General features: G+C 35.7%; 10 protein-coding genes. 9 read left to right on the forward strand and 1 reads right to left on the reverse strand.

Translation table 11 applies throughout. From position 1 onward, the window contains the following. Positions 1 to 4 precede the first annotated feature (4 nt). Both CGC49_RS02865 and CGC49_RS02870 read left to right on the forward strand, forming a co-directional pair. A complete protein-coding gene (locus tag CGC49_RS02865; RefSeq protein ID WP_157908984.1) occupies positions 5 to 5,062 on the forward strand; it encodes a DUF5689 domain-containing protein in 5,058 nt (1,685 codons plus the stop codon). 85 nt (positions 5,063 to 5,147) lie between these two features. After that, a complete protein-coding gene (locus CGC49_RS02870) occupies positions 5,148 to 5,738 on the forward strand; it encodes a DUF502 domain-containing protein (protein WP_042007285.1) in 591 nt (196 codons plus the stop codon). A gap of 8 nt (positions 5,739 to 5,746) precedes the next feature. Here the strand turns inward: CGC49_RS02870 and CGC49_RS02875 are convergent, their stop codons facing one another. After that, on the reverse strand, positions 5,747 to 6,487 hold the full coding sequence (locus CGC49_RS02875) for a hypothetical protein (RefSeq protein ID WP_095911802.1): 741 nt from the start codon (positions 6,485 to 6,487) through the stop codon (positions 5,747 to 5,749). 503 nt (positions 6,488 to 6,990) lie between these two features. Here CGC49_RS02875 and CGC49_RS02880 point away from each other — a divergent pair. From CGC49_RS02880 to CGC49_RS02910, 7 genes are all read left to right on the forward strand, one after another. Continuing rightward, entirely contained in the window at positions 6,991 to 8,169 is a 1,179-nt protein-coding gene (locus CGC49_RS02880; RefSeq protein WP_157908985.1) for a hypothetical protein, read from the forward strand. 15 nt (positions 8,170 to 8,184) lie between these two features. Then, on the forward strand, positions 8,185 to 9,255 hold the full coding sequence (locus CGC49_RS02885; RefSeq protein ID WP_042007294.1) for a trypsin-like peptidase domain-containing protein: 1,071 nt from the start codon (positions 8,185 to 8,187) through the stop codon (positions 9,253 to 9,255). Between the two features lie 64 nt (positions 9,256 to 9,319). Beyond that, on the forward strand, positions 9,320 to 11,191 hold the full coding sequence (locus CGC49_RS02890; RefSeq protein ID WP_042348582.1) for a sodium:solute symporter family protein: 1,872 nt from the start codon (positions 9,320 to 9,322) through the stop codon (positions 11,189 to 11,191). Beyond that, positions 11,191 to 12,279 carry an undecaprenyldiphospho-muramoylpentapeptide beta-N-acetylglucosaminyltransferase gene (gene murG / locus CGC49_RS02895; RefSeq protein WP_095911804.1) on the forward strand — a complete coding sequence of 363 codons (1,089 nt, stop codon included), beginning with the start codon at positions 11,191 to 11,193 and terminating at the stop codon, positions 12,277 to 12,279. The genes CGC49_RS02890 and murG overlap by 1 nt, the downstream gene beginning before the upstream one ends. A 43-nt stretch (positions 12,280 to 12,322) precedes the next feature. Further along, positions 12,323 to 12,775, forward strand: a complete 453-nt coding sequence (locus CGC49_RS02900; protein ID WP_095893377.1) for a GNAT family N-acetyltransferase — start codon at positions 12,323 to 12,325, stop codon at positions 12,773 to 12,775. Between the two features lie 54 nt (positions 12,776 to 12,829). Beyond that, entirely contained in the window at positions 12,830 to 13,264 is a 435-nt protein-coding gene (locus CGC49_RS02905) for an HI0074 family nucleotidyltransferase substrate-binding subunit (protein WP_095893378.1), read from the forward strand. Beyond that, positions 13,261 to 13,578, forward strand: a complete 318-nt coding sequence (locus CGC49_RS02910) for a nucleotidyltransferase domain-containing protein (protein WP_095893379.1) — start codon at positions 13,261 to 13,263, stop codon at positions 13,576 to 13,578. Before CGC49_RS02905 ends, CGC49_RS02910 begins: the two co-directional genes overlap by 4 nt. Positions 13,579 to 13,580: the final 2 nt, after the last annotated feature.

The following is a 13,580-nucleotide window of genomic DNA, read 5'->3' on the forward strand; positions in this document are numbered from 1 at the left end:
GATTATGAAATCTCGAAAAATAATTTCTATTTTTAGTATGCTTTTACTATCATTGGTTGCAATTGTTGCCTGTGTAAAAGATACAGATTACGAACTTCCAGATTATGACAAAGGACAACTCACTCCTTTTAATGGAGAGATTGTGAGTTTCACAAAAGCAAATAGCTCAGCTACAGCCGAAGTTACTGACTATGCCAAAGATGAGGCTATTGAAGGATATATCGTTTCAAGTGATGAAGGAGGTAACTTTTATAAGAAGTTGTATATCCAGAACGAAGAAAAAACAGCTGGAGTAGCAGTAAGTATTGATAAAACTGCTTTGTACACTGAGTTCCCTGTTGGAAGTAAAGTACAACTTCGTTTGAAAGGACTTAGCACTCAGATTAACAACGGAGGATTGGAAATTGGCTACAAAACTTATACAAGTAGCAGTGGAAGAGTGAGTGTGGGAAGTATTCCCCCTGCCGTTTATTCATCTCATCTTTTTGTTCTAAAGGATCAGAATAAAACCGTTGAAGAGTTAGCAAAAGCAGATGCTTCTATTGAGACTTTAAAAGTAAATTCTAATGTAAATCAATTAATTACATTAAAAAATGTATCTTTCCAAACCGCTGCAATCGGAAAAACCTATCACTTAAAAGCCAATGATGCACAGCAAGGAACAAACTATAATTTGATAGACAAACAAGGTCAAAAAATTGCATTTAGAACCAGCCGATATGCTAATTTTATTGATGAGAAAGTACCTGCAGGTATTTTAGATGTCACAGGAGTATTAACAAAATATGGCTCATCCTATCAATTTATGGTAAGTTCAACCAGTGATATTAAGATTATTGGAAAAGGAAATAATGAGGAGGAAACAGAACAAATTACCATTTCGCAATTCCCTTTTGATGAATCCTTCTCTTCAGGAATGCCTAAAGGATGGAAAACTATTGCTACCAAGGGAGATAGACTGTGGGAAATAAAAACTTTCAATAAAGTTAATTATGTACAAATGTCGGCATTTAAGCAAAATGCTGTGATTGATGTAACTACATGGCTAATTACGCCAAAATTTAACATTACAACTGAAGATCTGGCTCTAAAAATTAAATTAGCAGACGCTCATCAAAATGGGAATCCGCTAAAAATATATTACAGTAGTGATTACAACGGAAGCAATGATGTTAATGGGGCTACATGGAAGGAACTCGGTAAGTCAGCAATCGATGCGTTGATAAACAACAGTGGAAAATATGATAACAACTATGAAGAATCTGCGGCTATTCCACTTCCAAAAGGAGAAATTTATATTGCTTTTGTATACGAAAGTGGAGGAAAAATAAGTACAACTGTCCAACTGCAAAATGTACACATAGGTCAAAATCAGGGAGAAACTCCCGATAATCCTGACACAGACGCAACTCTGAAAACCGTAAAAGAAATTCGTGAATTACTTGCATCAGAAACTTTTGTTTTTGAGGAAAATGTAAAAATCAAAGTCGTAATAACATCTGACAAAGATGCGAAAAACGTGGCAGGTGCAAATGCTTTTGCTCAGGATAATACAGCGGGTATTGCCTTACGATTCGCTTCTGCTCATTCCTATGCGTTGGGTACTGAATTAGAATTGAACCTAAAAGGTACTAAACTGAAAAAATATAATGGATTATTACAAATCGAAGGACTCAAAGTTAGTAACGTTATCAATCAAAAAGCAGATGCGGGAGTGCCTACTCCGAAAACAATTACTATTGCAGAGGCTTTGACAGGAAACTACGAGAGCCAATTGGTGCGTATTGAAAATGCTCAGTTTACAGATGTTTTAAAAATCTACAGCGGAACTCAAACTATCACTACGGATTGTACCAATCATTTGGCTGTATACACTCGAAAAGAAGCTTCTTTTGCAGGAAAAGACGTTAGCGATAAAAAAGGTACAATCACTGGGGTAATGGGAGTTCATTCCAGTGGCATTCAACTCATAATGAGAAATATAAATGATGTGAAATTTGAAAATGATTACACTAAATGTGAAGGAGATACTCCCGATAATCCTGATACAGAGACAACTCTGAAAACTGTAAAAGAAATACGTGAATTAATTAAGGCAGAAACTTTTGTTTTTGAGGAAAATGTAAAAATCAAAGTCGTAATAACATCTGACAAAGATGCGAAAAACGTAGCAGGTGCAAATGCATTTGCTCAAGACGACACAGCAGGTATTGCTTTGCGATTTGCTTCGGCTCATTCCTATGCATTGGGTACTGAATTAGAGTTGAATCTAAAAGGTACTAAACTGAAAAAATATAATGGATTATTACAAATTGAAGGACTTAAAGCCAGCAACGTTATTAATAAGAAAGCGGATGCAGGGGTGCCTACTCCTAAGACAGTTACCATTGCAGAGGCTTTGACAGAAAACTACGAGAGCCAATTGGTGCGTATTGAAAATGCTCAGTTTACGGATGTTTTAAAAATCTACAGCGGAACTCAAACTATCACTACGGATTGTACCAATCATTTGGTTGTATACACTCGAAAAGAAGCATCTTTTGCAGGAAAAGACGTTAGCGATAAAAAAGGTACAATCACCGGGGTAATGGCTGTCCATAACTCTACTATTCAACTCATAATGAGAAATGTAACTGATGTGAAATTTGAAAATGATTACACTAAATGTGAAGGAGATACTCCCGATAATCCTGATACAGAGGCAACTCTGAAAACTGTAAAAGAAATACGTGAATTACTTAAAGCAGAAACTTTTGTTTTTGAGGAAAATGTAAAAATCAAAGTCGTAATAACATCTGACAAAGATGCGAAAAACGTAGCAGGTGCAAATGCCTTTGCTCAAGACAACACAGCGGGTATTGCTTTGCGATTTGCTTCTGCTCATTCCTATGCGTTGGGTACGGAATTGGAATTGAATTTGAAAGGTACTAAACTGAAAAAATATAGTGGTTTGCTACAAATTGAGGGACTCAAAGCCAGCAACCTTATTAATAAAAAAGTAGATGCAGGAGTGCCTACCCCCAAAACAATTACTATTGCGGAAGCTTTAACAGGGAACTACGAAAGCCAGTTAGTACGTATAGAAAACGCTCAGTTTAAAGATGTTTTAAACGTTTACAACAGGACACAAGTTATCACTACGGATTGTAATAATGCTTTGAATGTTTTCACCCGAAGCCAAGCAACCTTTGCAAATCAAGATGTGAGTAATAAAAAAGGTACGATTACGGGAGTTATGGGCATTCATACGTCAGGTGTTCAACTCATAATGAGAAACATAGGCGATGTAAACTTTACGCAAGCCTATCAAGATTGTGGCGACTCAGGAGACCCGAGTACGCCTACGTATGAGGAGAAAACCGTGAAACAAATCCGTGATATGCATACCTCAGCGGATGTTGATATAGCGGAAGACCTCAAAATCAAAGTAGTAATAACATCTGATAAAGACGGGAAAAATGTGCCACAGACAAACGCTTTTGCTCAAGACAATACAGCGGGAATTACCTTGCGATTTGCTTCGGAACATTCCCATGCGTTGGGTACGGAATTAGAATTAAATTTGAAAGGTACTAAATTGAAAAGGTATAATGGGTTATTACAAATCGAGGGACTCAAAGCCAGTAACGTACTCAGCAAAAACAATAGTGCGACACCTATTACCCCAAAAACAATTACCATTGCAGAAGCTGTAACAGGGAATTACGAAAGCCAGTTAGTACGCATAGAAAACGCTCAGTTTAAAGATGTTTCGGTGATCTACAAGGGAACTCAAACTATCACTACGGATTGTAGCAATGCTTTAAATGTTTATACGAGAAGTCAGGCAGTGTTTGTAAATGAGATTGTAAGCGATAAAAAAGGTACGATTACAGGAGTTATGGGCGTTCACACTTCGGGTGCTCAACTTATAATGAGAAATGTAACTGATGTGAACTTTACTGAAACTCGTCAAGATTGTGGAGGTTCAGGAGATCCAAGTACACCTACTTACGTTGAGAAAACCGTAAGCGAAATACGAGCGATGCACACTTCAGCAAATGTAGATATTACAGAAGACTTCAAAATCAAAGTGATTGTTACCTCTGACAAGGGAGCAAAAAATGTGGGAGTGTCTAACGCTTTTGTTCAAGACAACACAGCTGGTATTGCTTTGCGATTCGCTTCAGAACACCACCATGCGTTGGGTACTGAATTAGAGTTGAACCTAAAAGGTACTAAACTGAAAAAATACAATGAATTATTACAAATTGAAGGACTCAAGGTGGGGAACATTATTAATGTAAACACCAGCGCGGTAGCTCCTACTCCGAAAACAATCACTATTGCAGATGCTTTGACAGGAAACTACGAAAGCCAATTGGTGCGTATTGAAAATGCTCAATTTACAGCAACATCAACTACCTACAATGGAGCAAAAGAGATTACTACCGACTGTACTAATGCTTTGACCATTTTCACCCGAAATCAAGCAACTTTTGCAGGTGAAAATGTTAACGATAAAAAAGGCACAATCACTGGGATAATGGCAGTATACTCTTCTGATATTCAGCTTATAATAAGAAATTTAGGCGATGTTAATTTTACGGAAGCTTACCAAGTATGTACCGTAACACCTCCCGCAAATAAGTTTGATTTTGAAAATGTTACAACCAATTCAACAAGTTATGGGTCAACGGCTACTCTCACTGTCAATAATGCCAAATTGGAATACAAAGCACGTACGAATTTAGTACAAGGAGGTACGGATTATGCTATCAACGGAAAAGGATTGATGTTGCATAATTCATCGGCATCACCTTACATCAAAATTACATTCTCTAATGGAGTTAAGAAATTGAAATTCAGATATAAAAAAGCTTTAACAGGAGGTACGAATAGAAAATTCGTGGTGTTGAATGGAGATGAAAACAGTACAACTACATTCGGTCCAGAAGAAGATTTTTCCGAAGGTAAAGCTGACACCAAAGAAATAGATGTTAATCTATCTGGAAATGTGGTCATTACCATAAAATCCACTTTGGGACAAATTGTTTTTGACGACATTGAATGGGAAGAATAACTCATATCCAATGAAAAAAATCTAAAAAATCACTACGGAAAACATATCCGTAGTGATTTTTATTTTATTTTTGCTACAAAAAAAGATGAAACACAATCATTTCGCTACGCTCATTCGCTATTTCCTACAAGGAATTTTAATTTTGGGGCCTTTGAGTGCTACCATATGGATCATATGGTCTATTTTTTCGAGCATAGACAATCTAATACCTGATATATCAAAAAAATACCCTGGACTGGTATTCTTTATGATTACTATTGGGACTACCTTGGTAGGATTTATAGGCAATAAGTTTTTGTTAGGACGGATACTTGTCAATAGTTTAGATTATCTATTGGAGCATACCCCAGGTATCAAGTTTATCTATTCCTCTATCAAAGATGTACTGACTTCATTTGTAGGTGATAAACGGAAATTCAATAATCCTGTGTGGGTTAAAGTACAAGAAAAACCCGAAACTTGGCGTATTGGCTTTTTAACTCAAAAAAACATGGACTTGGCAAATATGCCTGATATGGTTAGCGTTTACCTACCCCATTCCTATGCGATTTCGGGTTGGGTGATTGTCACCAATGCTAACAATATAAAACCAGCTGAAGGCTTTTCCGCTCATAAGGCTATGGAATTTGCCCTCAGTGGAGGGATGAGTGGCATGACAAATACAAAAAACCACTAAAAGGATTTTTAGATTTTCCCTTCAATCATTTCAAAGTTTTCATCTATTAAAGTAGAGCGAATACCGTGATGCCAATGGGCTCTTCCAAAAATTAAAATGACCTTTTTGTCCTTTACGGTTTTTATAAAGTTTTCAAGATGTTCATCGCGGAATGTATGAGAGTATCTATAAAGCAAATTTGTTGGGTGCACCCCTTTTATTTGCTCACATTTGTAAGGAGTATTCAAAGGTGTGGTAAAATCACATTCATTCAGCGGAATTTCTCCATATTTAGCCTCATATGCCTCAATGACTTCTTCTGTAGTCATATCAATATTCACGTCTGTTCCATAAATGATTCCCGTGTTTTCCATCGTTTGCCCAACATATTTTTTGTAACATTTTGGCAGCGAATGATTGTTTTTGTCGCTATAGGAAGGTGTGAGGTGAAATCCCATAAGTTTTCTTCTTTTTAATAGTAAAGTATCTTTCCGCTGTTGGCTTATGGTATCTCTACTTAGATACATTCCTTCGTAATAAATTGTATAACCTTCTGAACGCTTTGTTTCTAAATAAGCTTTCACTTCATCATAATACTGTTGGCGACCCAAATGATTCATCGGGATATAAATAAAACTTTGATCTCCTCGTACAAATACTTTTTTATGTTTGAGAGCTGACCTTTGTACGTTAAATAACTTAATCAAAGCACATTGACACGACGATAACAAAAATGACAATCCGAGGATTAGTAAAAAACGTTTTTTCATAAAATATATGTTGTTAAGAGTTTATTAAAATAAAAGCTGTTTTAAATTCAATAAAAATCTACTTGTAACATCCTAAATGCTTACCAAACTTGAAGGCAGTTATTGGATTTTTATGGTCTTCAATTAATAATACGCTACCTAATTAAATGTTATTGATTATGCATATTCAACGGTACGAAAGTATAATTAACATTTGAAATAACAAAATATTTTTAGAGTTTTTTTCACAATAATTCAAATAATAAGAAAATAATGACATAAATAACATAATAAAAATAAAAAAATTTTATTAATATGATATTTTTTTAACATTGTAATTACGTGGTTCAAATTTTTATTGTTAAAATACAGATAAAAAGATTTTTTTTTGATATTTTTCTCATTTGATGTTTTTTCCTCAATGCCCATACTCAGTAAACGAAATATTTTCTGAAAATCGTGGGTGCATAATTTTTGCAAAACCTAAAAAAATAGTACTTTTGTTGCTTCGAAAACATATATATATGAGAAATAGAATCCCGAAGTATCACAGGCCTATAAAAAACATCAATGACCCTATCGCTCAAGTGGATAGTTGGTATGCTGCGGTCGATGCTTTTGAAGAAAAACGTTATGCAGAATCTTTACGAAAGTTATTGGACTACATCAATCCAGAGGTAGCAAAGCAAGTACCTGCCTCGGGCGATTTTTCTGTTGAGTATCCACAAGGGTCTTCTCGTGTTACCTTTGGTGTGCGAAACGATTATTTTTATATCGAATCACCTTTCGTTAAAATTACAGAAAAATCAAACAAAATCGCTTTACTTCGTGAAGTTAATGAACTGAATTTTACGCACTTGACTATCCCTCAGATTCATCTCGAAAACCAAATGCTGTGGTTTAAATTCGAAGCTCCACTCTATGTGTGTCAGCCCAATAAAATCTATGAAGCATTGCGTGAAATTTGTGAAACCGCTGATGATTTTGATGATGAATTTATCGAAAAATACAATGTAGAATATGTGCAATCTCCTGTTATTGAACATCTTAATGAAGAAGAAAAACAACAGGCGTGGGAGAAAATCCAAAGTATTTTAGATGAATACAAACTCTTCATGGACTATTTTCAAGAGAAACGCTGGTCGGAAAGTCAGTGGGATATTTTGATGATTAGTCTGCTACAATTAGGAAATATGCCGTGTATACAAGGAGTTCTGCGTGTTGATTTACAGGAATATATACAAAATATAAGCAATAATCGAATCGACTTTCATTACCGCATTGACCGAGGAAGAAATTTCTTTAAAAAATTGATGGAGAAATCGCAAGAAGATCTTATGAAGGACATCTATTACACAAAAGCCTTGATGGGACTCAAATGGCGATCTTCTTCAAAAATCATCCAAGAATATGTAACCGACTTCGAAGAGCAGATACGCAAGTATAAAAATTCGAACGATCACTTCAACGTAGCTTATTACCTGAATTACATCTACTTACGATTGATGTATTTCTATAATTTAGATCAAAATTACAAGGACTTTATTATCGGAACACTTGAACGTGCCTCGGGTGAAGCCTACGAAAAGGCAGCCACTATTTACTTGGAAACTTTTGATCATTTGCTCAATGAAACCTTACCGAAAAACATCAAAAACGGAACAACAACCAAAAAAGGCTTTTTAGCTCGGTTGTTTGGATAAAATCAAGAATTGAACATGGAACAACATAAAAAATATATCTTTAAAATCATTACCTCAGGAGGAACAGGTAGTGGTTTTGCAGTTAAGGGTTATGATTTTTTAATTACAAACTATCACGTGGTGGAAGGAGCAAAAACGTTGGCAGTAGAAGACCAAGAGCGAAATCGTTACTTTGCACGTGTGGTAATGGCAAACCCTGAATTAGATCTAGCTTTTTTGCACGTTGAGGGAATTTCATTAGCAGATACTTCAATCACCATAAACCCTGATTTACAAATACATAATACGCAGAAAGTGTTTATCAATGGATTTCCTTTCGGAATGCCTTTTACCATCACGGAAGGAATTATTTCGTCGACGAATCAGCCGATGAACAATCGCCATTACGTGCAAACCGATGCTGCCGTAAATCCTGGTAATTCAGGAGGTCCAATGCTGAATCAAGACGGAACGTTGGTAGGGGTTACAACTTCAAAATTTACAGAGGCGGACAATGTAGGGTTTGCTATTCACTTCAATGAAGTAATCAAGGAGTTACGTGATTTCACCTTTTCGGATAATGTTTTTAGGGTGAAGTGTAATTCATGTGATCATTTTATTGAAACAGAAACCAAATTTTGCCCACAGTGTGGAAATAAAGTGAATGCTTCTGTTTTTGAGGAATTTGAACTGTCTAATTTTGCCACATTCATCGAGTCGGCAATCGCTGACATGGGAGCAAATCCTATTTTGTGTCGTGCAGGACGTGATGTATGGGAGTTTCATCAGGGTAGTGCATTGATACGGATGTTTATTTTCAGAAGTAACTACTTGATTGTCACTTCGCCATTAGTGAAGCTACCAAAACAGAATTTAGCTCCGTTATACGAGTATATGCTTTCACATCCTTACAGCCCTTACCATTTTGGGATTTCCGAAAACATTATTTATTTATCTTATCGCGTACATCTTTCCGACTTATTCTCGGAAGATAGTGAAAAAATTAAAAATCATGTACGCGACATCCCAAAATTAGCGGATGATTTGGACAATATTTTAGTTGAACAATATCACTGTGAGTATTCAATCGATTCGAAATTAGCATAAAAGAGTACAAATAGGGAATTTGTGCTTGTAATGAGTTAAAATTTAAAATAAAAACATTGGTATTATGAGTATTATTGACGTTTTAATCGTTGTTTTGTACATTCTTTTAACCATTGGGGTAGGTGTTTGGATTTCAAAACGAGCATCAAAAGGATTGGATTCCTATTTTTTAGGCGGAAATTCCATAAAATGGTATTATTTAGGGCTGAGTAACGGTTCTGGGATGTTTGATGTGGCAGGAACAGCCTGGATGGTGGGGATTTTATTTCTCTATGGTGTGAAAAGTTTTATGTTTATGTGGATTTGGCCAATATGGAATCAAATTTTTGTAATGGTTTTCTTAGCAGCTTGGATTCGCAGATCAAATATTATGACAGGTTCCGAATGGATTTTAACTCGATTTGGTAATGATAAAGCAGGACGAGCCTCGCATTTGATTATCGCTATTTTTGCTATCATTACTTCGGTTGGGTTCATAGCCTATTTTTTCGAAGGGGTAGGAAAGTTTATGTCCATCATCCTTCCATGGGATATGACTCTCGCTTTTGGAAACTCGGTACTCCTTACTTCAGAACAGAGCTATTCTTTGTTAATCATCTTTCTTACAACTATTTACACCATTAAAGGAGGTATGTTTTCTGTGGTTGCTACTGAAGTTCTACAATACGGAATTATGGTATTAGCAGGAATCTTGGTCGCAGGATATGCTTTCTTTACTATTTCGGATGCGCAAATCACAGCCATTATTCCCGAAGAATGGAAAAATATTTTCTTCGGCACAGAGCTCACACCATTTTGGGATTCGAAGTATCAAGCGTTCAATGATTTTATTGATACTCAAGGGTATAAAATGTTTGGAGCTTTTATAGGGATGTCCCTATTAAAAGGATTTTTTGCTAGTGTAGCAGGGCCTACGCCGAGCTACGATATGCAGCGAATCCTTTCAACACGCAATGTGAAAGAGGCTTCCTACATGAGTGGATTTACGAATATTATTTTATTCATACCGAGATATTTACTTATCGGAGGAATTGTAGTGATTGCATTGGTACATATTGCTCCTCAAATGTTAACAGGTATTACCAACAACGATTTAGAAACTATATTACCAAAAGTAGTGAATTTCCACGTACCTGTAGGAATCAAAGGGTTGTTGTTGGCTGGGTTGTTGGCGGCGTTTATGTCTACCTTTTCAGCGTTCGTAAATTCAGGTCCTGCATATATCGTAAATGATATTTACAAAAAATATTTCAAACCTGAAGCCTCGATGAAACATTACATTCATGCTTCTTATTGGGCGTCATTTGCGATTGTGATTCTTGGAGTAATTATGGGCTTTTTTGCCGATTCGATAAACGGTATAACCCTATGGATTACAAGTGCTTTGTATGGAGGGTATGTAGCTGCTAACTTTCTCAAATGGGTGTGGTGGCGTTTCAATGGTTGGGGCTATTTCTGGGGTATGTTAGCTGGTTTACTCATCGCTACTGCTCAATTCATTTTAGATATCAATAAGGCCAATTTCACAGAAGGAACTTGGTTATATAGCTTAGCACATATTCCTCCTATTTATTTATTTCCTATTTTCTTTGTATTTTCGTTATTAGGCTGTTTTTTAGGTACTTATCTATCAAAACCAACAGAGATGAGTGTATTGGTAAACTTTTACAAAAACATTCGTCCGTGGGGCTTGTGGCATCCCGTGTATGTGCAACTAAAGCAAGAGGATAGCACAGCTGTCAAAAATACTGACTTTTGGAAAGATATGGGCAATTGCGTTATTGGAATAGTGTGGCAATCGAGCCAAATTTTGATTCCTATTTTCCTGTTAATCAGAGATTATCCCAAAATGTGGTGGTCAATTGCGGTTTTTGCCTTAACCACAGCTATATTGAAATTTACATGGTTAGATGTCGTAAAAAAATATAAAGATTAATGAAACCTAAATTCATCATATCAGGTGGCGGTACAGGCGGACATATTTATCCTGCCATTGCCATTGCAAATGAAATAAAACATCGTTTGCCTGATGCCGAAATTCTGTTTGTGGGAGCTGAAAACCGAATGGAAATGCAAAAAGTGCCTCAGTCGGGGTATCCCATCGAAGGATTGTGGATTTCGGGTTTACAACGCAAACTAACGCTTGACAACTTGATGTTTCCGCTGAAACTTGTCAGTAGCTTGTGGAAAGCTCGGAAAATCATAAAGAAGTTTCGTCCTGATGTGGTTATCGGAACAGGCGGATATGCCTCTGCCCCAACCCTTAAAGCGGCTCAATGGCTCGGCATTCCTACGATAATTCAAGAGCAAAATTCCTATGCCGGAGTGACCAACAAATGGGTATGCCAAAAAGCGGAAAAAATATGTGTGGCTTATGACGATATGGGAAAATTCTTCCCGAAAGAAAAAATAGTGAAAACGGGGAACCCTGTTCGGGCAGATTTGCTCAACATTTCCGAAAAAAGAAAAGAAGCTCAAACTTTTTTCTCTCTGAATCCAAATAAAAAAACGCTTTTGGTTTTGGGTGGAAGTTTAGGAGCAAGACGTATCAATCAGCTTATTGAAAGCAATTTGCCTCTTTTTGAAAAACTTGATATCCAAGTACTTTGGCAGTGTGGGAAACTCTATTTTGAAGAATATAAAAAGTACGACTCTGAAAATATTAAAGTATTGCAATTCATTGACCGAATGGATTTTGCGTACGCCTCAGCAGATGTGATTATTTCCCGAGCAGGAGCAAGTTCTGTAAGTGAACTTTGCATTGTGGGTAAACCCGTAATTTTCATTCCGTCACCCAATGTCGCGGAAAACCATCAAACCAAAAACGCACAAGCAATAGCAAAAAAACAAGGTTGTGTTTTAATACGCGAAAGTGAGTTAGACGCCCAATTTGAGACAACATTTTCACAGCTAATTCTTGACGAAAATCAGCAGAAAAATCTCTCTGAAAACATAAAAAAATTAGCTCAACCCAACGCAACTAAGGACATTGTAGATATTATTTTTAAATTATTCAAAGATTAAATGATTTAAAGATTAAAAGATTGAAAAAATCAAAAAAATTGAAATGAAAGAGGTAATCATTAAGAAATTAAATTCGGAAAATTTGATAGCAAAAGGCTTGAGATTATCCTTAGAAGTCTTTACCAAATGCAACAAAATGGACTATAACGATGAGGGCTATCGCCATTTTAATAGTTATATTGAAAATAAGGAACAAGTCTCTTTATTATCAATGTACGGAGCATTTATCAATGAAAACCTTGTGGGGATTATCGGAGTTAAAGAAAATGGTCAGCACATTTCCTTATTTTTTGTAGATAAAAAATATCAAGGCTTGAAGATTGGACGTAAATTGTTTGCATTTGCTCAAAATGACACAAAAGCAAATCACATCATCGTTAACTCATCAACGAGTGCAGTTGAAGTATACAAAAAATTAGGATTTAACATTATAAGAGAACGAGTTACAAAAAATGGATTAACCTCTGTTTTGATGGAATACAAAAACAATAACTAATCATTTAATTTTTAAATCTTTCAATATTTTTAATTTTTTAAATTATTAAACGAAATGGAGCTTGACATCAGATATAAACAGCGATTTGCCAATTATACTAAGGCTTTGGAGCAACTCAAAAAAGCCCTATACTATTTTGAGGAAAACGCAAAAAATGAGAAGAATGATTTTTTGGAAATAATCGGAATATCGGTAATCAAATCGTTCGAATTTTCTTTTGAGTTAGCGTGGAATTTAATGAAAGACTACGCGATATATCAAGGGATTACAAACGTGGCAGGTTCACGCGATGCCATTCGTGAAGCCTTTGCAATGGGGTTAATCAATGAAAAAAATCAGATGGTTTGGCGAGAGATGATTATCAGCCGTAATCAAAGTAGCCATACCTATAACCAAAGTACGGCAACGGATATTTTAAAAAAAATCAAAGAAGATTATCTATTTGCTTTTCAAGATTTTGAAGAAAAAATGAAGCCACTTTCACAATGAAAACGAAACAATTTGGATTAGAAGCTGCCGTTTTAACATCGTTCCAAAATATTTTTGAAAAATTTGAAAATATTGAAAAAGTGATTGTATATGGGTCAAGAGCGAAAGGAAATTTTAGATACAATTCGGATATTGATTTAAGCATCATCGGAGAAGTTTCGTATGATGATTTACTTAAAATAGAACTTTTGATTGACGAATTACTACTACCATACAAAGTAGATTTATCGGTTTTTAACAATATAGATAATAGTGAATTGAAAGCTCATATTGAGCGAGTTGGAATAGTTTTATACAAGAAAAACAACAAATAGTT

It is taken from the genome of Capnocytophaga sp. H4358 (genome assembly GCF_002302515.1).
Lineage (GTDB): Bacteria > Bacteroidota > Bacteroidia > Flavobacteriales > Flavobacteriaceae > Capnocytophaga > Capnocytophaga canis.